General features: G+C 59.9%; 17 protein-coding genes, 1 tRNA gene and 1 pseudogene. 11 read left to right on the plus strand and 8 right to left on the minus strand.

Going from position 1 to position 19,740, the window contains the following annotated elements:
- Positions 1 to 250 precede the first annotated feature (250 nt).
- Genes BSG20_RS08225 through BSG20_RS08235 form a run of 3 tightly spaced genes read left to right on the plus strand, consistent with a single transcriptional unit; the run spans position 251 to position 3,431 of the window.
- Positions 251 to 1,660: a circularly permuted type 2 ATP-grasp protein gene (locus BSG20_RS08225; RefSeq protein WP_072373311.1), complete on the plus strand. Its 1,410-nt coding sequence runs from the start codon at positions 251 to 253 to the stop codon at positions 1,658 to 1,660.
- Positions 1,660 to 2,601 (plus strand): alpha-E domain-containing protein, encoded by a 942-nt coding sequence (locus BSG20_RS08230; RefSeq protein ID WP_037118384.1) that lies wholly within the window; start codon positions 1,660 to 1,662, stop codon positions 2,599 to 2,601. The genes BSG20_RS08225 and BSG20_RS08230 overlap by 1 nt, the downstream gene beginning before the upstream one ends.
- An 11-nt stretch (positions 2,602 to 2,612) precedes the next feature.
- Positions 2,613 to 3,431 (plus strand): transglutaminase family protein, encoded by an 819-nt coding sequence (locus tag BSG20_RS08235; protein WP_072373314.1) that lies wholly within the window; start codon positions 2,613 to 2,615, stop codon positions 3,429 to 3,431.
- 79 nt (positions 3,432 to 3,510) lie between these two features.
- Here the strand turns inward: BSG20_RS08235 and BSG20_RS08240 are convergent, their stop codons facing one another.
- The 5 genes from BSG20_RS08240 to chvE all read right to left on the minus strand — a co-directional run bounded on the left by BSG20_RS08240 (position 3,511) and on the right by chvE (position 10,030).
- The gene (locus tag BSG20_RS08240) at positions 3,511 to 4,944 is read right to left on the minus strand and encodes an aldehyde dehydrogenase family protein (protein ID WP_072373317.1); all 1,434 of its coding nucleotides are present in this window, start codon (positions 4,942 to 4,944) and stop codon (positions 3,511 to 3,513) included.
- A gap of 71 nt (positions 4,945 to 5,015) precedes the next feature.
- The gene (gene araD1 / locus BSG20_RS08245) at positions 5,016 to 6,011 is read right to left on the minus strand and encodes an AraD1 family protein (RefSeq protein WP_072373406.1); all 996 of its coding nucleotides are present in this window, start codon (positions 6,009 to 6,011) and stop codon (positions 5,016 to 5,018) included.
- A gap of 111 nt (positions 6,012 to 6,122) precedes the next feature.
- Positions 6,123 to 7,331 (minus strand): multiple monosaccharide ABC transporter permease, encoded by a 1,209-nt coding sequence (gene mmsB / locus BSG20_RS08250; protein ID WP_072373320.1) that lies wholly within the window; start codon positions 7,329 to 7,331, stop codon positions 6,123 to 6,125.
- Entirely contained in the window at positions 7,328 to 8,866 is a 1,539-nt protein-coding gene (gene mmsA, locus BSG20_RS08255) for a multiple monosaccharide ABC transporter ATP-binding protein (RefSeq protein ID WP_072373408.1), read from the minus strand. Before mmsA ends, mmsB begins: the two co-directional genes overlap by 4 nt.
- A 99-nt stretch (positions 8,867 to 8,965) precedes the next feature.
- Entirely contained in the window at positions 8,966 to 10,030 is a 1,065-nt protein-coding gene (chvE, locus tag BSG20_RS08260) for a multiple monosaccharide ABC transporter substrate-binding protein (RefSeq protein ID WP_072373323.1), read from the minus strand.
- A 273-nt stretch (positions 10,031 to 10,303) separates the two neighbouring features.
- Here chvE and BSG20_RS08265 point away from each other — a divergent pair, with 273 nt between their 5' ends.
- Complete coding sequence (locus BSG20_RS08265) at positions 10,304 to 11,314, plus strand: LysR family transcriptional regulator (protein WP_072373326.1); 1,011 nt, start codon at positions 10,304 to 10,306, stop codon at positions 11,312 to 11,314.
- Between the two features lie 57 nt (positions 11,315 to 11,371).
- Entirely contained in the window at positions 11,372 to 11,845 is a 474-nt protein-coding gene (locus tag BSG20_RS08270; RefSeq protein WP_072373328.1) for a hypothetical protein, read from the plus strand.
- Here the strand turns inward: BSG20_RS08270 and BSG20_RS08275 are convergent, their stop codons facing one another.
- Positions 11,846 to 12,088, minus strand: a complete 243-nt coding sequence (locus tag BSG20_RS08275; RefSeq protein ID WP_072373330.1) for a hypothetical protein — start codon at positions 12,086 to 12,088, stop codon at positions 11,846 to 11,848.
- 154 nt (positions 12,089 to 12,242) lie between these two features.
- Between BSG20_RS08275 and iolG the strand changes: the two genes are divergently transcribed.
- Positions 12,243 to 13,235, plus strand: coding sequence for an inositol 2-dehydrogenase (iolG, locus tag BSG20_RS08280; protein ID WP_072373334.1), 993 nt, complete (start codon positions 12,243 to 12,245; stop codon positions 13,233 to 13,235).
- A gap of 90 nt (positions 13,236 to 13,325) precedes the next feature.
- Here the strand turns inward: iolG and BSG20_RS08285 are convergent, their stop codons facing one another.
- A complete protein-coding gene (locus BSG20_RS08285; RefSeq protein ID WP_072373337.1) occupies positions 13,326 to 14,549 on the minus strand; it encodes an ROK family transcriptional regulator in 1,224 nt (407 codons plus the stop codon).
- Between the two features lie 224 nt (positions 14,550 to 14,773).
- Between BSG20_RS08285 and xylF the strand changes: the two genes are divergently transcribed.
- From xylF to BSG20_RS08305, 4 genes are all read left to right on the plus strand, one after another.
- On the plus strand, positions 14,774 to 15,814 hold the full coding sequence (gene xylF, locus BSG20_RS08290; protein ID WP_037118402.1) for a D-xylose ABC transporter substrate-binding protein: 1,041 nt from the start codon (positions 14,774 to 14,776) through the stop codon (positions 15,812 to 15,814).
- A 264-nt stretch (positions 15,815 to 16,078) separates the two neighbouring features.
- Entirely contained in the window at positions 16,079 to 17,392 is a 1,314-nt protein-coding gene (locus tag BSG20_RS08295; RefSeq protein ID WP_037118404.1) for a sugar ABC transporter permease, read from the plus strand.
- A gap of 14 nt (positions 17,393 to 17,406) precedes the next feature.
- Positions 17,407 to 18,207 carry an ATP-binding cassette domain-containing protein gene (locus BSG20_RS08300; RefSeq protein WP_024317657.1) on the plus strand — a complete coding sequence of 267 codons (801 nt, stop codon included), beginning with the start codon at positions 17,407 to 17,409 and terminating at the stop codon, positions 18,205 to 18,207.
- 129 nt (positions 18,208 to 18,336) lie between these two features.
- Positions 18,337 to 18,413 (plus strand) — tRNA-Arg (locus BSG20_RS08305).
- 44 nt (positions 18,414 to 18,457) lie between these two features.
- On the opposite strand, the pseudogene BSG20_RS08310 reads toward BSG20_RS08305, so the two are convergent.
- Positions 18,458 to 19,201, minus strand: a pseudogene (locus tag BSG20_RS08310) (integrase core domain-containing protein); the annotation flags it as partial.
- A 313-nt stretch (positions 19,202 to 19,514) separates the two neighbouring features.
- On the opposite strand from BSG20_RS08310, the gene BSG20_RS36965 reads away from it, so the two are divergent.
- Positions 19,515 to 19,740 (plus strand): hypothetical protein (locus tag BSG20_RS36965; RefSeq protein WP_210216952.1); only part of this gene is annotated, 226 nt, incomplete at its 3' end.

Raw genomic sequence — 19,740 nt, forward strand, 5'->3', positions numbered from 1 at the left:
GCAGCCTCCATCCGACCCCTGCGCCCGAAATTGAATCGGATGCCGATTTGAAAATGATCAACTGCTCACATTTTGAGCGAACGCTGAGGATTGAGGACAGGAGCGCCGACGCCTGCTTTTGATAAATGCCCAGTTTTTCGACTGTTTTTGCTGTCGGAAGGTTTTTACGAATCTCGCCTTCAAACTGTGCATGGTTCTTGCATTGCTATTTGCATTGTATTCAAATGAACAAAAAAGGGGAGCCACACCTTTGGCATTTGATGAAATGATCACCGGGGACGAAAGTCCGCGTCCGCCATATGAAAAATACTTTGAGTGGTACAATAGCCAAGATCGAACGCATCTGATTGCCAAATCGCAGGACGCGGAAAACATCTTCCGCAAGACTGGCATTACCTTTGCGGTCTACGGGCACGCAGACTCCTCCGAAAAGCTCATCCCCTTCGACATCATCCCCCGCATCATTTCCGGCCGCGAATGGCGCAAGCTCGCTCAGGGCATCGAGCAGCGGGTCATCGCCCTCAACGCCTTTCTCGATGACATCTACCACAAACAGGAAATCATTCGCGCCGGGCGCATTCCGCGTGAGCTGATCGAGAGGAACGATACCTTCCTGCCCGAGATGATCGGCTTCCGGCCGCCCGGAGGGGTCTACACCCACATCGTCGGCACCGATATCGTGCGCACCGGCGAGGATGAGTTCTACGTGCTGGAGGACAACGCCCGCACGCCTTCCGGTGTCAGCTACATGCTGGAAAACCGGGAAACGATGATGCAGATGTTCCCGGAACTGTTCCACACCAACAAGGTCCGGCCGGTCGAGGACTATCCCTACCTGCTGCGCCAGAGCCTGGCATCGCTTGCGCCTCCGGGCTGCAAGGGCAAGCCGCGCGTCGCCGTTTTGACCCCCGGGATCTACAATTCGGCCTATTACGAGCACTCGTTCCTGGCCGACACGATGGGCGTCGAGCTTGTCGAAGGCTCGGATTTGCGCGTCATCGACGGCAAGGTGAAGATGCGCACAACGCGCGGCTACGAGGCGATCGACGTGCTCTACCGCCGCGTCGACGACGACTTCCTCGATCCCCTCACCTTCCGACCGGATTCCGCGCTCGGCATCCCGGGGATCATGGATGTCTACCGCTCCGGTAACATCACCATCGCCAATGCACCCGGCACCGGCATATCGGACGACAAGGCGATCTATTCCTATATGCCCGAGATCGTAGAGTTCTACACTGGGCGCAAGCCGATCCTGGAAAACGTGCCGACCTGGCGCTGTTCCGAGCCGCAAAGCCTTAGATACGTGCTCGAGCATCTGGAAGAACTCGTCGTCAAGGAAGTACACGGTTCAGGCGGTTATGGCATGCTCGTCGGCCCGACAGCTTCGAAGAAGGAACGCGCCGACTTTGGCGAGAAGTTGAAGGCGAAGCCCGCCAACTACATTGCACAGCCGACGCTTTCGCTTTCGACCGTGCCAATCCTCGTCAACAAGGGAATTGCGCCGCGCCATGTGGACCTGCGCCCCTATGTTCTCGTCTCCGACAAGGTGCAGATCATCCCCGGCGGCCTGACCCGTGTAGCCCTGAAACAGGGCTCACTGGTGGTCAACTCCAGCCAGGGTGGCGGCACAAAAGATACCTGGGTATTGGAGGACTGATGCTCGGAAGAACCGCAAACGGACTCTACTGGATGTTCCGTTACTTCGAGCGCGCCGAGAACATCGCGCGCCTCATCGATGCCGGTCTTCGCATGTCGCTGACGCGAAGCGGGACCGGAGACGACGATTGGGATGGCGTCCTGCAAAGTGCGGGCGTGCGCGAGACCTACGACGAAGGCCACAGCAAGCTGACAAGCGCTGATGCCATCGACTACCTGCTGCGCGATCGCACCAATCCCTCGAGCGTCATGTCCTGCGTCGACTACGGGCGAAACAACGCCCGTATGGTGCGCACGGCGCTGACCCGCGAAACCTGGGAGGCGACCAACGAGTTCTGGATCGAACTCAAGGCCCTGCTCTCCAAGAGGCTGAAGCCGGCGGAACTGCCTGAAGCAATCGATGCCATCAAGCATCGCGCCGGACTAATCCGCGGCGCCTTCCATGGTTCCATGCTCAGAAACGAGCTCTATAACTTCGCGCGCATCGGCACCTTCATCGAGCGCGCCGACAATACGAGCCGTATTCTCGACGTGAAGTACTATGTGCTGCTGCCCTCGGTCTCTGCCGTCGGCACGTCGATCGACAATATCCAGTGGGAATCGATCCTGCGGTCGGTCTCCGCCCACCGCTCCTATAGCTGGGCCTATGACGGGGAGTATCGCGCCATGAACATCGCCGACTTCCTGATCCTCAATGGCCAGATGCCGCGCTCGCTCGCCTATTGCTACGAGAAGATCGTCAGCGAACTCGGCTATCTCGCCAAGGACTACGGCGAGCGGCTGCCCGCGCACGACACGGCAGACGCCATCCGCAAGACGCTCCAGACACGCGCCATCAAGGAGATCATGGATCAGGGCCTCCATGAGTTTCTCGAGGATTTCGTCACGCGCAACAACCAGCTCGGCATGGAAATTTCCGACGGCTACCGGTTCTACGTATAGGCGGGCATCACATGAAACTTAAGATCAGCCACGTCACCGAATATCACTACGAAGAACCGTCAACCTTCTCGCTGCAGCGGCTGCGACTGACCCCGCCGACCGTGGTTGGGCAAACGGTCCTCAACTGGTCGCTACATGTCGAAGGCGCCAAGCCTGAAGTCGAGTATGACGATCAGTTCGGCAACCACGTCAACCTGGTCTCTCTCGACGGTGAGCAGCGGACGACACGCATCGTCGCCGAAGGCGAAATCGAAACAGCAGATCAAAACGGCGTCCTGGGCCCTCACCGCGGGTTCTGCCCGCTCTGGCTGTTCCTGCGCGAGACGCCGAGGACGAAGCCCGGCAAGCTTGTCAAGGAGCTGATCAAAGGCGTGAGCGGCGAAAACGAGCTCGCTCGCATGCATGCGCTGATGTCCGGGATTCATGAAATGGTGGCCTACCGGCCTGGGACGAGCGACACGGAAACGACAGCGGAACAAGCGCTGGAGAAGAAAAGCGGCGTCTGTCAGGACCACGCCCATATCTTTGTCGCCGCGGCGCGGAGCCTCGGCGTGCCGGCCCGCTACGTCTCCGGTTACCTGATGATGGAAGAGAAGGTCGAGCAGGCGGCGACTCACGCCTGGGGCGAAGCGCATGTCCCCGGCCTCGGCTGGGTCGGCTTCGACCCCGCCAACAATATCTGCCCCGACGCGCGATATGTGCGTGTCGCCTCCGGCCTCTGCTACCGCGATGCAGCGCCGGTTTCGGGGATGCGCATCGGCACGCCGGGAGAAAAGCTCTCTGTCGTTGTCAAGGTGGAAGATCAGGGACAGATGCAGAGCCAGAGCTGAGCGGCTCGCCTCGGGCGAACTCAGTATTGCAAGATTAGCCGAGCCGCCGCATGGCGGCTCGGATCGTTCTGGGCGATCGTTAGGCCAGCGTGTAAGCGGTCTTGACGGTCGTGTAGAACTCGGCGGCGTACTTACCCTGCTCGCGCGGGCCATAGGACGAACCCTTGCGGCCGCCGAACGGAACGTGGAAATCGACGCCTGCGGTCGGCAGGTTGACCATCACCATCCCAGCTTCGGAGTTGCGCTTGAAATGCGTCGCATGCTTCAGGCTGGTCGTGGCAATCCCGGCCGACAGGCCGAACGGCGTGTCGTTGGCGGTCGCCAGCGCCTCTTCATAATCCTTAACGCGGATGACGGAGACAACGGGTCCGAAGATTTCCTCGCGCGAGATGCGCATCTGGTTCGTGGCTTCCGTAAAGAGTGTCGGCTGCAGATAGAAGCCGGGCGTCTCGCGGGTGATGAGTTCGCCGCCGAATGCGAGCTTGGCGCCTTCTTGTTTGCCGATCTCGATGTAGTCGGTATCGGTCTTGAGCTGCCTTTCATCGACAACCGGGCCGATGTGGGTGCCTGATTTCAACGCGTTGTCGACGACCAGCGTCTGCAGCTTCTCCGTTAGCGCGGCGACGAACTTGTCGTGGATGCCTTCGGTGACGATCAGGCGCGACGACGCTGTGCAGCGCTGGCCGGTGGAGAAGAAGCCAGAATTGGCGGCTGCCTCGACGGCGACGTTGAGGTCGGCATCATCGAGAACGACCATCGGGTTCTTGCCGCCCATTTCGAGCTGGAACTTGCGGTTATGCTCAATCGAGGCGGCCGCGACGCGGCGTCCCGTGCCGGTCGAACCGGTAAAGGTGATGCCTGCGACATCTGGACTGTCGAGCATCGCCTGGCCGACCACCGAACCCTTGCCCATGACCAAGTTCAGCACGCCCTTCGGCAGGCCCGCACGATGCAGGATGTCGACGATCGCCCAGGAGCAGCCCGGCACGAGTTCGGCCGGCTTGAAGACGATGGTGTTGCCGTAGCAGAGCGCCGGCGCAATCTTCCAGGCGGGAATCGCAATTGGGAAGTTCCAGGGCGTGATGATGCCAATGACGCCGAGCGGATCACGGGTGATCTCGACGCCGATATTCGGACGGACCGACGGAATGATCTCGCCTGCAAGCCGCAGCGCTTCACCGGCGAAGAACTCGAAAATCTGCGAAGCGCGGATCGTCTCGCCGATCGCTTCGGGCAGCGTCTTGCCCTCTTCGCGGGCAAGCAGGGCGCCGAGCTCGTCCTTGCGCGCCATGATCTCGTCGCCGGCCTTTTTGAGGATGACGTGACGTTCCCAGATGCCGGAGCGCGACCATGCCGGGAAGGCGGCCTTGGCGGCGGCAATGGCATTCTTGGTGTCTTCGACCGTACCGTCGGCATAGAGGCCGACAACCTCGTTGGTATCCGACGGATTGATGTTCTTGGTCGCGTCCGAGCCGACCCATTCGCCGGCAATTAGGTTTTGATAAATGGTCATGGGCTGATGAGGCCTCCTTCACCGTTCTATGAAAAACGGTCCGGACGCAAAGCGGCCGGGCCTTTTCGAAATCAGAGCTGCTTGACGGCAAACTCTTCTTCGGCAGCAATCTTCAGCGGGTTGCGCAGCGGCAGGCCGAATTCGGCGACTTCGATTTCGAAGACGTCGCCCTCTTCCGCCTTGATGCCTTCCGCAAAGGAGAGCGTCGCAGTGCCGAACATATGGACGTGAACGTCGCCCGGCACGCGGAACAGGCCGTATTTGAAGTGGTGATATTCGAGGTTGGCGAAGGTGTGCGACATGTTCGCCTCGCCCGAAAGGAAGGGCTTCTCGAAGATCACCTGGTCGCCGCGCTTGATCCGCGAGGTGCCGCGGATGTCGTCCGGTGCCGCCCCGATGCGGATTTCCGGGCCGAAGCTTGCCGGACGCAGCTTGGAATGCGCGAGGTAGAGGTAGTTGATGCGCTCGGTGACGTGATCGGAGAATTCGTTGGACAGTGCGAAACCGGTGCGGAACGGCGTGCCGTCTTCCGCAATCACATAGATGCCGGCCATTTCAGGCTCTTCGCCGCCGTCGAGCGCGAAGGAAGGCGAGACAAGCGCCGTGCCGGGAGCGGCCGAGCCGTAGCCGTTGCCCTTGTAGAACCACTCGGGCTGAACGCCCTTCTCGCCGGCTTTCGGCTTGCCGTTCTCAAGGCCCATCTTGAACATCTTCATCGAGTCGGTGAGCGTCGCTTCAGCCGCCTCGGAGGTCTTCTTGTGCATCGAGTCGCGCGTCGCGGCCGAACCCAGATGCGTAAGACCGGTGCCCGTCAGATGCAGGTGCGCAGCATCAGGATGCGTCATCGGCGGCAGAAACTTGCCTTCGGCATACGCCTTTTCGAGATCAACCGCATCGCCGAGGCCATGCGCCTCGATCACGGAAACCAGCGATTTGCCGCCGTTTGCTGCTTCGATGGCCAGCGCGTAGACGCTGCCGGCGTTCTTGACGGCTTTCGCGGTACCGCCCGGCTCGCGCACGGCGACGATGATCTCTCCGTTCGAACCCTTGATCTGCGAAATGAGCACGGTCTTCATCCTTTTTTCGATAGCGCGGAAAATGCTCCGCCAATCCGGCTCTGGAATGAACCGGATTGGTAAGTTCACATGACTGCGAATGCGTGGGCGGCGCCGGAGCGCTTAGCCCTTGTTCTTGTTGTAGACGTCGAAGAAGACGGCAGCCAGAAGCACCAGTCCCTTGACCATCTGCTGGAAGTCGATGCCGAGGCCGACGATCGACATGCCGTTGTTCATGACACCCATGATGAAAGCGCCGATGACAGCACCGGTGATCTTGCCAACGCCGCCGGACGCCGAGGCACCGCCGATGAAGCACGCTGCGATAACGTCGAGTTCGAAGCCGACGCCTGCCTTCGGGGTCGCCGAGTTCAGGCGAGCCGCTACGATCATGCCGGCGAGACCAGCAAGAACACCCATGTTGACGAAGGTGTAGAAGCTCAGCCGCTCGGTGTTGATACCGGAAAGCTTGGTGGCCTTTTCGTTGCCGCCCATTGCGTAGACACGGCGGCCAATCGTGGTGCGGCGCGTCACGAAGGTGTAGGCGGCGATCAGCACGAGCATGACAACGAGAACGTTCGGCAGGCCCTTGTAGGTCGAGAGCTGGAAGCCGAGGAACAGGATCGCCAGCGCGATGATGAGGTTCTGTGCAACGAAGAAACCATACGGCTCGACATCGATGCCGTGGCTCTCGTTCACCTTGCGGCGGCGCCAGGCAAGGAAGAACAGCACGACCGGGATGATGACGGTCAGGATCAGCGAGGTCGAATGCAGCGGGATGCCCGCGATATCGATCATATTGCCTGGCAGGAAGCCCGTGCTGATGACCTGGAAGTCTTTCGGGAACGGGCCAATGTTCTTGCCGCCGAGCACGAAAAGCGTCAGTCCGCGGAACACGAGCATGCCGGCGAGCGTCACGATGAAGGCCGGGATACGGTGATACGCGATCCAGTAACCCTGAGCGGCACCGATAACACCCCCGATGATCAGGCAGAGAATGCCGGCCAGCACATAGTTCATTTGCAAATTGACGGTCAGGATGGCCGCTATCGCGCCGACGAAGGCGACGATCGAGCCGACAGAAAGGTCAATATGTCCGGCCACGATGACGAGCAGCATGCCGAGCGCCATGATGACGATGAACGAGTTCTGCAGAACGAGGTTCGTCAGGTTGACGGGCTTGAAGAGGATGCCGCCCGTATAGAATTGGAAGAATACCATGATCGCGACGAGCGCGATGAGCATGCCGTATTCACGAATGTTGCTTCGGATATAGTCCGCAACGGAAACGACGTTGCTTTCCTCGGTGGCTGAAGGGTTGACCGGAGTCATTGTTTCTTCTCCCCTGAGCGCATAATAGCGCGCATGATGGTTTCTTGGCTCGCCTCTCCCTTTGGCAGTTCCGCAACGATACGTCCTTCATTCATGACGTAGATGCGGTCGCACGTGCCAAGCAGTTCCGGCATTTCCGATGAGATCATCAGAACGCCTTTGCCGTCGGCGGCGAGCTGGTTGATGATAGAATAGATTTCGTATTTTGCACCGACATCGATACCGCGTGTGGGCTCGTCGAGGATCAAAACGTCGGGATCGGAGAACAGCCACTTCGACAGCACGACCTTCTGCTGGTTGCCGCCCGAGAGATTGACCGCTTCCTGGAAGATGCTGGAGCTGCGGATGCGCAGCTTCGAGCGGTAGTCCGATGCGACTTTCGATTCCTTGATACTGTCGATAACCGTGGCGCTCGACACGCCGGCCAGATTGGCGAGCGTCGTGTTGTGAACGATGTTCTCGCCGAGCACGAGGCCGAGATGCTTGCGGTCTTCGGTCACGTAGGCGAGACCGGCATCGATCGCCTTGCGAACGGTGCTGACATCGACTTCCTTGCCGTGCATGAAGACGTCGCCATGGATCTTGTGTCCGTAGGACTTGCCGAACAGGCTCATGGCGAATTCGGTGCGGCCGGCGCCCATCAGACCGGCGATGCCAACCACTTCGCCCTTGCGGACGGTGACGTTGATATCGTGCAGGACCTGGCGGTCACGATGATGCTGGTGATAAGCGTTCCAGTTCTTCACCTCGAGGATCGTCTCGCCGATCGGCACAGAGCGCGGCGGGTAACGATCGGCGAGCTCGCGGCCCACCATGTTCTTGATGATAATGTCTTCGCTGATCTCTTCGGTCTGACAGTCGAGCGTCTTGACCGTCATGCCGTCGCGCAGAACCGTGATCTGGTCGGCGACCTTGCGCACTTCGTTCAGCTTGTGCGTGATGATGATCGAGGTCAGGCCCTGGTTGCGGAACTCGATCAGAAGTTCGAGCAGCGCGTCGGAATCCCTTTCATTGAGAGACGCCGTCGGCTCGTCGAGGATCAGCAGCTTGACGCTCTTCGACAGTGCCTTGGCGATTTCGACCAGCTGCTGCTTGCCGACGCCGATGTCGGTGACGAGCGTTTCCGGCGACTCCTTGAGGCCAACCTTGCTCAGCAGCTCTTTCGTGCGCTTGAAGGCTTCCTGCCACTTGATGATGCCGTTCTGGGCGACTTCGTTGCCGAGGAAGATGTTTTCGGCGATCGACAGGAGCGGCACCAGCGCCAGTTCCTGGTGAATGATGACGATGCCGATTTCTTCGGAATCCTTGAGTGCCTTGAAATGACGGACGTCGCCTTCGTAGACAATGTCGCCGTCGTAGGTTCCGGCCGGGTAGACGCCGGAGAGAACTTTCATCAGGGTCGACTTTCCGGCCCCGTTTTCACCCACCAATGCGTGGATCTCACCCTGTCGAACCTTGAGGTTCACATTCTCAAGCGCCTTCACGCCTGGGAACGTCTTGGTGATGTTCCGCATTTCGAGGATTGTATTGTCCATGGTCATAATCCAGCGCCAGCAGCCAAAAGGGGCTCGGCGATCATAAAATTGAAGACCGGAACCTGCAAGCAGCGGGCTCCGGCCAACTTGGTACAATTATTACTTCAGCTGGTCAGCCTTGTAGTAACCGCCTTCGACGAGGATCTTCTCGTAGTTGGTCTTGTCAACTGCAACGGGGGTCAGCAGGTAGGACGGAACAACCTTGACACCGTTGTCGTAGGTCTTGGTGTCGTTGACTTCAGGCTCCTTGCCTTCCATCAGAGCGTTGACCATGCCGACGGTAACCTTTGCGAGGTCACGGGTGTCCTTGAAGATCGTGGAGTGCTGCTCGCCAGCGATGATCGACTTGACCGACGGAACTTCAGCGTCCTGGCCGGAAACGACCGGCAGCGGCTGGTCCGGGGTGCCGTAGCCAACGCCCTTCAGCGACGAGATGATGCCGATGGACAGACCGTCGTAAGGCGACAGAACTGCATTGACCTTCGCGTCGGTGTAGTTAGCCGAGAGCAGGTTGTCCATACGAGCCTGGGCCGTTGCCGCGTCCCAACGCAGCGTACCGACCTTGTCCATGCCGGTCTGGCCGGACTTCACGACGAGCTTGCCGCTGTCGATGTAAGGCTGCAGGACAGACATAGCGCCGTCATAGAAGAAGAAGGCGTTGTTGTCGTCCGGCGAACCGCCGAAGAGCTCGATGTTGAACGGGCCCTTGCCATCCTTGAGGCCGAGGGCGTCAACGATGGAGGTTGCCTGCAGAACGCCGACCTTGAAGTTGTCGAACGTCGCATAGTAGTCGACGTTGGCCGAGTCGCGGATCAGGCGGTCGTAAGCGATGACCTTGATACCGGCGTCATGAGCCTTCTGGAGAACGTCGGAAAGCGTCGTGCCGTCGATAGCGGCGATGACGAGAACCTTTACGCCCTTCGTGACCATGTTCTCAATCTGAGACAGCTGGTTCGGAATGTCGTCGTCAGCGTACTGCAGGTCGGTGCTGTAACCGGCTTCCTGAAGCTGCTTGACGATGTTGTTACCGTCGTCGATCCAGCGTGCGGACGACTTGGTAGGCATTGCGATACCGACAGTCCCCTTGTCGGCAGCCAAAGCCGGCATAACGAACGACGCGACGCCGAAGGCCGCCGCTGCCATCAATGAGATAATGGATTTCATATCTCTCTCTCCCTTAGTTAATAAACGCGCGGACGAAAAATCGCCCGCCCCGAAACTGTGGCAGGTTCCGTCTTGGATCATACTTCAGATGGTGAGAAACGAAGTAGGTCTCCTCCACGCTCTCACACGTGTTGAGTGCCAACCAGCACACGGCGGCAAACTGGTATGGATTCCCATAACTGTCAAATAGAATAACTGGTAAAGTGCATAACAATTTTGGTATATCGTTAAAAAGTATTACTTTTGATGGAACGCGGTTGGGAGGCCGCAACCATGACGTTCATTTCAGACCCGCAGACGCATGCCCATGTGGACATTCAAACGGATATTTTCGGCGATGACGCCCTTTTGAGATCGGGGCTCAAGCTGAATCACCTACGGATGCTCGTCGCAATCGAAGATAGCGGGCAGATTTCCGCCGCTGCTGAGGTACTGAACATTTCGCAGCCGGCGGCATCGCGAATCCTGTCGGAAATGGAGTCGATCGTTAAGACGCCACTCTACGAACGCGTCGCACGCGGCGTCGTGCTGACGACCTTCGGACTGGCACTTGCCCGACGGGCGCGAAAGATCATGCTGGAGCTGCGCGAGGCCGGCCGGGAGATTGCCGAACTGAAGACCGGAAAGGGCGGCGCCGTGTTCATCGGCGCGGTCACCGCGCCAGCCATGAGCCTCGTCGTACCGGCGATTAAGCGCGTCAGAAGCGCCCTGCCCGGCATAGAGGTCACCATACAGGTCGAAACGAGCAACGTGCTTACCCGCGAACTGCTCGCCGCGCGGCATGACTTCATCATCAGCCGCATTCCCGACGATCTCAATCCACGCCTGTTCCAGGTCCAGGAGATCGGCGTGGAGAAGGCCTGCCTGATCGTGCGGGGCGGCCACCCGCTCCTGAAGAAGAAAAAGGTCGCCACCCTGGAAGACCTTCCCCAATACGACTGGGTGTTTCAGCCACCCGGGACGCTGCTGCGCCGCACGATCGAGGACCTGTTCCTCTCTCGCGGCGTGCCGCTTCCGGAAAATATCGTCAACACGTCTTCCCTGCTGCTCACCTGTGCCACGGTTTGCCAGACGGATGCGATCGCTCCAATCGCGCTTGACGTCGCGCAATTCCTGGCGACCCACAAGTCGAAGGCATCGGATGTGGGGGTGCTGCCGATCGATTTCGACATCAACGTCAGGCCCTACAGCCTGATCACGGTCAAGGAGCGGGCTCTGCCCCCAAGCGCACGGCTGCTCTATGACCTGGTGCTTGCCGAGAGCAAGAAGGCGGCTGCGAGCTGACAAGCTTTGCACCACCTTGCTCGCATTTAATGCCCGCCTCCAAAGGAGGTGGCAATCATGCTGTTTGGCCAATCCGTGTTCCAGTCCGTGCTCGACCGCCTGAAAGCGGAGGACGATGAGACTGCCGAACAGGATGCACCTGCTGCCGCCCGTGTGAGCGGCCTCAACACCGGCCTCGCCTTCGACGTCATGGAAGGGGTCTCGGCGTCGTCAGCGCGACCCGACCAGGCGTATGTCGAGACACTCGAATTCGCCCCTCCTAAGACCGTGGCTGAGCAGCCGCCACCTCCTGAACCAGAGCCCGAGCCTGTGATGCCCGACTATCTCGTGCGTGTCACACCGGAAAACGTTGCTGCCGAACTAGATATTTCGGCGCGCGATACGGTCCAAAGCCTGAGCGAGAAGCGCCGCGCCTTTGCCAAGAAGAATCACCCCGATCGCGTTGATCCGCCATTTCGTGACAACGCCACGAAACGGATGACGATCGCGAATCTGCTGATCGACCAGGCCTTGCGGCGCCTTGGCCGCTGACTACTCCGCGTCCTTCTTGTCTTCCTCGTCATCGGAAGATGGCGTGGCGGTCTCCGCCGACTGCGGCTTGTAGTTCCAAAACAGCATATAGGCCGCGTAGACGCCGGCGCCGCCCGACAGGACCGCCCAGAATGGATCTCCGGTAATGATTTCGACCAGCGCCCAGCCGAAGCAAACGGCCACAATCAGAATGCGTGCCCAGAGCGGGCGATAGGCCGGATGGTTCGGATCGATAAGTTGCATATTTGTCCCGCGCCGTATTTCGATCACATGTCTTTAGGATGGATTCTACAAATGTGAAAGAGCCGCGGGCTTGACGCGGCACCCATTAAATGGAATGAAAATTCCACAATCAGCAAAATTCGGTTCATTTGTTCCGAATTCAAGGGAGGTTCTCATGACTGTCAGATTTGGTCTTCTCGGTGCCGGCCGCATTGGCAAGGTTCATGCGAAGGCCGTCAGCGGCGATGCCAACGCCAAGCTCGTCGCCGTCGCCGACGCCTTTCCGCAGGCCGCCGAGGCGATCGCATCGGCCTACGGCTGTGAGGTCCGCACAATCGAGGCGATCGAAGCCGCCAAGGATATCGACGCCGTCGTCATCTGCACGCCGACCGACACCCATGCCGATCTGATCGAGCGCTTCGCGCGCGCCGGCAAGGCGATCTTCTGTGAAAAACCGATCGATCTTAACGTTGCCCGCGTCAAGGCTTGCATCAAGGTCGTTGACGAAACCAAGGCCAAGCTGATGGTTGGCTTCAACCGTCGTTTCGATCCGCATTTCATGGCCGTTCGCAAAACCATCGATGATGGCCGCATCGGCGAGGTCGAAATGGTGACGATCACGTCGCGCGATCCGGGCGCCCCGCCGGTCGACTATATCAAGCGTTCGGGCGGCATCTTCCGCGACATGACCATCCATGATTTCGACATGGCCCGCTTCCTGCTCGGCGAAGAGCCGGTCGCAGTCAGCGCCACCGCCGCGGTCCTCGTCGACAAGGCCATCGGCGAAGCCGGCGACTACGACAGCGTTTCGGTGATCCTGCAGACCAAATCCGGCAAGCAGGCGATCATCTCCAACTCGCGCCGCGCCACATATGGCTATGACCAACGCATCGAGGTGCACGGCTCCAAGGGTATGGTCGCAGCCGAGAACCAGCGCCCGGTCTCGATCGAGGTCGCCAACGGCGACGGCTACACGCGCCCGCCGCTGCACGACTTCTTCATGACCCGCTACACCGAAGCCTATGCCAACGAGATCGCGAGCTTCATCGCCGCGATCGAGAAGGGCACAAAAATTGCGCCTTCCGGCGCCGATGGCCTGGCAGCGCTGGCGCTTGCCGATGCTGCCGTGCAGTCCGTCAAGGAAGGCAAACTCATCAAGATCGACTGACGGCCCTCTCCCGACCGAAAGCCACCTGTGAGATGGCCGGGCCCCTGCCCGGCCATTTCTCGTTTCGATCGCAGCTGCGCGGCACCTGCCTTAGTCGGCTCCCTGGATACCGGACATGACGATATCCTGGTCGATCACCGACAATGCTCTGTCCAGATGCCCCTCGAAGACGAGGTTCGGTTCATCGGGCACCACCCGGATCTCGGGCATTCCCTCCATACGCACGACATGCGCCTGGCCAAGGCCCTCCTCGACCCCCTGCCGCAACAGGTCATAATAGCGCGTTCCCGGTCCCGTGATCGCGATCGGCATACGTTCCGTCAGGCTCAACATACGCGAAAGCCCGTTTCCGAGCGCGACGCCAGCCTGCCTGAACGCAAAGGCAGACATGCGATGTCCTTGGCGCGCTTGTGCAGCGATCTTGTCGAGCTCGGCCACCGGCACGAACTTGGCTGGGATCGTGTCGAGCGGCACCTCGAAGGCCATTCGTAGAATGGCGTAGAAGCCGGCATAGGCCTCGATGCATCCCTTACTGCCACAGCGGCAGAGGCCGCCATTGGCCATGTGCAGCATATGGCCGAAATTCGGCGCCGAGATCTCACGCTCCCCCTGCCCTGTGCGCCGGACGATGCCGAGGCCGACGCTATGTCCGAGCGACAACGCCGCCAGCGAGCGGAATTCCGCGGGCCTGGTATTCTCCTCATGCGCGCCGAGCGCCGCCGCAACCAGCTGCGTCTCGTTGCCGAGAATGATCTTGGCCTGCCAGTCCGGCCGCAACACCGAACCGAAGTCGATCTGTTTGCTGCCGAAAATCGGCGACCAGACCAATGCCGGTTCGGTGGGGTGTACGAGACCTTTGCTGCTGATCGATATCAGCAGCACTTTTTCCTGGGGAAGCTTTGAGCGGGCAAGAATGCGTGAAAGCCCCTCCCTGATGGAGGCAACGAAACGCTCGGCTCCGGCAGGATCATGGGATCGTTCCTCGCTGAACCGGTCGATGAGCCTACCGGAATAGTCGACCAGCGAATACTGGACGCCATCCGACGAGATGATCACGACGACAAGGTAGCCGCAATCGCGCCGCTGCCGAAACAACACGCGCGGGCGCCCCCTCCCCGTGGTTGCCTGCTGCTCGGATTTCTCGATGATTTGCGCTTTTTCGAGGTCGGCGGTGATCGCCGAGATCGTTGCAGAGGAAAGCTTCGTAGAGTCGGAAATCTCTGTATGCGCCAGCGCACCATGTCTTCGAAGCGCGGCGAGCACGAGGACGCTATTTCGCTGCCGGACCAATTCCGTGCTCGACTTGGTCAGCATATATGCCGGCCCTCTCCCCTCGCATTCCGCCCTTATTCACACCTCATCTCCAGCAGTTTCAGCAACGGAAATTAAGCTGGTAGTGCAGTGTTGACAGTTGAAAAAATCTCTGACACTAAATTTCTCGACTGTCGAGAAAATAATTCGAACTTCTCGTCAGCGAACCGCGGCGGCCGGAGGAACCACTGGCTGGGGCTGGCCGCAACTCACTCGGGAGGATAATTATGAAGTCAATTTTGAAGCTGATGGCCGGGGCGGCCATCCTCGTGTCGGTCCACACTGCCGCCATGGCCGCTGATCTCGTCGTTGGCGTTTCCTGGTCGAACTTCCAGGAAGAACGTTGGAAGACCGACGAAGCTGCCATCAAGAAGGCACTGGAAGCCAAGGGCGCCAAGTACATTTCTGCTGACGCCCAGTCGTCTGCAGCAAAGCAGCTGACCGACGTTGAATCGCTGATTTCGCAGGGCGCGAACGCACTCATCATCCTCGCTCAGGACTCCGACGCAATCGGCCCGGCCATCGAAAAGGCTGCCGCTGAAGGCATTCCGGTCGTCGGCTACGACCGCCTGATCGAAAACCCGGCTGCCTTCTACATCACCTTCGACAACAAGGAAGTCGGCCGTCTCCAGGCGGAAGGCGTGTTCAAGGTCAAGCCGGAAGGTAATTACGTCTTTATCAAGGGCTCCTCGTCCGACCCAAATGCGAACTTCCTGTTCTCGGGCCAGATGGAAGTGCTGAAGGCCGCCGTCGATGCCGGCAAGATCAAGAATGTCGGCGAAGCCTACACCGACGGCTGGCTTCCGGAAAATGCACAGCGCAACATGGAGCAGTTCCTGACTGCGAACAACAACAAGGTTGACGCTGTTGTTGCTTCGAACGACGGCACCGCCGGTGGTGCGATTGCAGCCCTCGACGCCCAGGGCCTCGCCGGCTCCGTACCGGTTTCCGGTCAGGACGCCGACAAGGCAGCGCTGAACCGCGTCGCGCTTGGCACGCAGACGGTCTCCGTCTGGAAGGACTCGCGTGAACTCGGCAAGCGCGCCGCTGAAATCGCCCTCGACCTCGCAGGCGGCAAGAAGATGACCGAAATCGAAGGGGTCCAGACTTTCGACGGCGGCGCCAAGAAGGTCGCCATGGAATCGGTCTTCCTGAAGCCGCTGCCGATCACCAAGGACAACCTGAACGTCGTCATCGACGCCGGCTGGATCTCCAAGGCTGAAGCTTGCCAGGGCGTCAAGGCCGGCAGCGTCAAGGCTTGCGACTAATCGACGTGCGCAAGGCATAGATTGCCGGCGCCGCAACGGCTGAAACCGTTGCGGCGCCGGATGCGGATTTGAACCGTCGCTCGATGGTCTATCCGCCTCACCCAACCATCGCGGCCTTGATTCCCTGCCGGTTTCATGTCGCGGGACAGAGCGACCGAAATTCCGGACGCACGGCGATGGTCAATACAAGAACGGGGCGAAACCACGGGCATCGACGTGATGCCGAGTGGATCAACGTCCAAACAGTGGGGGAACGGCAAACCCATGGCCGAAATGGTAAAATCCACAACTTCAAGCGGACCGAGCATGGCTGAGGGCAACCTCGTCAGCCGCTTCTTCCGCGCGACCGAAATCGACACGCGCCTTCTCGGTATGATCGGCGCGCTGCTCATCATCTGGATCGGCTTTCACATCATTACCGGCGGCCTGTTTCTGACGCCGAGAAATCTCTGGAACCTTTCGGTTCAGACAACCGACATCGCGATCATGACGACCGGCATGGTTCTCATCATCGTGACGCGCAACATCGACCTTTCCGTCGGCTCCGTACTTGGCCTCTGCGCCATGATCATGGGTGTCACGCAGGCAAAAATCCTGCCCGAGTTCATCGGTTTCGACAGCCCGTTTACCTGGATCATCACCCTAATCGTCGGCCTCATCGCCGGCGCCCTGATCGGCACCTTCCAGGGCCTCATCATCGCCTTCCTGAACGTTCCCTCCTTCATCGTGACGCTCGGCGGCCTGCTTGTCTGGCGCGGCGCAACCTGGCTCGTCACCAGCGGCCAGACGGTCGCTCCGATGGACCAGACCTTTCGCGTCATGGGCGGCGGTGCGGAAGGCTCGATCGGCGCGACCTGGAGCTGGATCGTCGGCGTGCTCGCCTGCCTCTTCGTCATCGGCAGCATCGTCAACTCCCGTCGCCAGCGCAAGCGTTTCGGCTTCCCGCGACGTCCCGTCTGGGCCGAGTACTTCCTGTCGGCACTCTCCTGCGCGTTGATCCTCGGTGCCGTCTGGATCGCCAACAGCTACTACTGGCCGATCAATATCGCCAAAAGATACGCCGAAGCGAACAGCATTCCGTGGCCCGAAACCGGCCTGGATATTCCCTACGGCATTGCCGTTCCGGTTCTGATTGCCATTGTCGTCGGCATCATCATGACCTTCATCGCCACCCGCCTGCGCTTCGGCCGTTATGTCTTCGCGATCGGCGGCAACCCTGAGGCGGCGGAACTTGCCGGCATCAAGACCCGCTGGGTCACCGTGCGCATCTTCGCGCTGATGGGCATTCTCGCCGCCGTCGCGGCAGCCATCTCGACGGCGCGCCTCAACGCCGCCACCAATGCTCAAGGTACGCTCGACGAGCTATATACCATCGCTGCAGCCGTTATCGGCGGCACATCGCTTGCAGGCGGTACCGGCACGATTGCCGGCGCCATGCTCGGCGCGCTCGTGATGCAGTCGCTGCAGTCAGGGATGGTATTGGCCCATGTCGACACGCCGCTGCAGAGCGTCGTCGTCGGTGCGGTGCTCGTCGTCGCCGTCTGGCTCGACACTGTCTATCGTTCGCGTGCCAAGTAAGAGGAGTCCTAGATATGACTGATCAACGCACTCCCCAGAGCCAGAACGCTCCTCTTGTGGAACTCAAGAACATCTCGATCTCCTTCGGCGGCATCCACGCCGTGGACAACGCTTCGGTCGACCTCTACCCCGGCGAAGTCGTCGCGCTTCTCGGCCATAACGGCGCCGGCAAGTCGACGTTGATCAAGATCCTCTCGGGCGCCTACAAGCGCGACAGCGGCGAAATCCTCATCAACGGCGAGCCGGCCGACATCCGCAATCCGCGCGATGCGAAGAAGTACGGCATCGAGACGATCTATCAGACGCTCGCCGTCGCCGATAACGTCGACGCCGCCGCCAACCTCTACCTCGGCCGCGAGATCCGCACGAAGTGGGGCACGCTCGATGACGTCGCCATGGAGGCCTCGGCCCGTGAAGTGATGGGACGTCTCAACCCGAACTTCCGCCGCTTCAAGGAGCCGGTGAAGGCGCTCTCCGGCGGCCAGCGGCAGTCGGTGGCGATCGCCCGCGCGATCCTCTTCAACGCCCGCATCCTGATCATGGACGAGCCGACGGCCGCCCTTGGTCCCCAGGAAACGGCGCAGGTCGGTGAACTGATCAAGCAGTTGAAGAAGGAAGGCATCGGCATCTTCCTGATCAGCCACGACATCCACGACGTCTTCGACCTTGCCGACCGCGTCTCGGTGATGAAGAACGGCCAGGTGGTCGGCCATGCCCGCACCGAGGACGTCACCAAGGATGAAGTGCTCGGCATGATCATCCTCGGCAAGGTGCCGCCCAAGGCCATCCCCGGCCCCGGCGCCATGCAGGTCTGACCGCCAGACGTGAGATATAAAAGTCCGCCGCGTACAAGAACGGCGGACTTTTCATTTTGTAGATTGAAGCCAGCGAGAAGCTAGGCTAAGAACCACGCATCGGACAGGCGATTCAAACGCCTGCGGCATGCACCCGTAGCTCAGCTGGATAGAGTGTTGGATTCCGATTCCAAAGGTCACAGGTTCGAATCCTGTCGGGTGCGCCATTTCCTCTCTTGTCCATACCGAAGACATAGGTAACAGAGCGTCCCTAAGACATGGGTGACAACCTCGTGCCGAACGGGTTGTCGATGGTTTGCAAGGTCCTCTGCTCCAGGTCGATATATCCGAGATCATAGTGCATGAAGCTGACGAGCCAAATGCCGTCGTCGGTTTCCGTGATTCCCAGTTTCTGTCCGGCCAGCACGCTCGAGATGTTGATCTTCTTGCGGTAGATGCAGATGCGGCCGCAATGGGTCACCAGCGCATCTCGATCGTGGAAGGGATAGTCGATCTCCGGCAGCCCGTTATATCGGCGCGCCGATGGCGTGTAGAGATCGACCGGCACCTTCATCGCCAGCGCTTCACGCGGCCGCTCCTGATTGAATTCGCTGACGAACGCATCGAAGCGGGCCTGTTGCTGCAGGATGTTTCTGCCGGGTGGCCTGGTCGCCTCTTTCTTCAGCGTCAAGTACATGCGCTCATGCCGGCCATTCTCTTGCGGATGGCCCGGCCTGATGCGCTCCAGCGCGATGCCGAGCCGCAGCCATCACACCGACAGCCTCGACAGATTGTAGAGGCCGTTGGGGCTGGCGAACGGCAGGCCGTTGTCGCTGCGGATCGCGCTTGGCAGGCCATGCTCGGCAAACAATCGGCGGAACGCCTCGAAGACACCCACCTCCCTTGTCGATTCGAAGGCTTCGCAGGCAAGCAGATAACGTGGAGCCTGGTCGGTGACCGTCAGCGGGTAACAGTAGCGGCCATCGCCGAGCTTGAACTCGCCCTTGAAGTCGGCTCGAAGGCCTTCACGCCCAAGGCACCCCGCGAGTGGCGGAACCGGATGGATCCACTCGTGCAGAGTTTCGGATCGCGAACGGAAGCGACGTGGCTGTCGTCGTGAAAGCGCTGGCCGCCTTTCTTTCCCGTTTCAGGAACCGGCGGCAGTTGCCAAAGGAATAAGCACGCTACTCATTAAAGCCGGTCCCGGTAGGGACGATGGTTGCCCATCGCCCCCCGGCCAGATCCGTACGTGCGGCACTACCGCATACGGCTCCTATCGGATGTCTTGACGGTGAGCCGGGCATCTGGATGCGGATGCACCAGCCGACATGGTGGCAGGTACTTGCGAAGCAGCCTTTGGAAACGATCCCAAGACAATCGGTTTCGCTGGCTTCGACGCATCAGAGCGTGTCGCCAAGCGCGACCAACTTCCCAGCGGAACCCACCCAGTCTTCTTAGATTGCCAGGAACCGCATGGTAGTTCAAATACCCCTGTAACACTTGCCGTAACCACCGACCTACTACTGCCACCGGTTCATGGCGGCGTCGCATTAG

This window comes from Rhizobium tibeticum, assembly GCF_900110205.1.
Taxonomy (GTDB): Bacteria; Pseudomonadota; Alphaproteobacteria; order Rhizobiales; family Rhizobiaceae; genus Rhizobium; species Rhizobium tibeticum.

Bases quoted from the DNA above. Each gene is read 5' to 3' on its own strand.
- BSG20_RS08230 (WP_037118384.1), top strand. From the start codon at position 1,660: ATGCTCGGAAGAACCGCAAACGGACTCTACTGGATGTTCCGTTACTTC.
- BSG20_RS08235 (WP_072373314.1), top strand. From the start codon at position 2,613: ATGAAACTTAAGATCAGCCACGTCACCGAATATCACTACGAAGAACCG.
- BSG20_RS08240 (WP_072373317.1), bottom strand. From the start codon at position 4,944: ATGACCATTTATCAAAACCTAATTGCCGGCGAATGGGTCGGCTCGGAC.
- mmsB (WP_072373320.1), bottom strand. From the start codon at position 7,331: ATGACTCCGGTCAACCCTTCAGCCACCGAGGAAAGCAACGTCGTTTCC.
- mmsA (WP_072373408.1), bottom strand. From the start codon at position 8,866: ATGGACAATACAATCCTCGAAATGCGGAACATCACCAAGACGTTCCCA.
- chvE (WP_072373323.1), bottom strand. From the start codon at position 10,030: ATGAAATCCATTATCTCATTGATGGCAGCGGCGGCCTTCGGCGTCGCG.
- BSG20_RS08265 (WP_072373326.1), top strand. From the start codon at position 10,304: ATGACGTTCATTTCAGACCCGCAGACGCATGCCCATGTGGACATTCAA.
- BSG20_RS08270 (WP_072373328.1), top strand. From the start codon at position 11,372: ATGCTGTTTGGCCAATCCGTGTTCCAGTCCGTGCTCGACCGCCTGAAA.
- BSG20_RS08275 (WP_072373330.1), bottom strand. From the start codon at position 12,088: ATGCAACTTATCGATCCGAACCATCCGGCCTATCGCCCGCTCTGGGCA.
- iolG (WP_072373334.1), top strand. From the start codon at position 12,243: ATGACTGTCAGATTTGGTCTTCTCGGTGCCGGCCGCATTGGCAAGGTT.
- BSG20_RS08285 (WP_072373337.1), bottom strand. From the start codon at position 14,549: ATGCTGACCAAGTCGAGCACGGAATTGGTCCGGCAGCGAAATAGCGTC.
- xylF (WP_037118402.1), top strand. From the start codon at position 14,774: ATGAAGTCAATTTTGAAGCTGATGGCCGGGGCGGCCATCCTCGTGTCG.
- BSG20_RS08295 (WP_037118404.1), top strand. From the start codon at position 16,079: ATGGCCGAAATGGTAAAATCCACAACTTCAAGCGGACCGAGCATGGCT.
- BSG20_RS08300 (WP_024317657.1), top strand. From the start codon at position 17,407: ATGACTGATCAACGCACTCCCCAGAGCCAGAACGCTCCTCTTGTGGAA.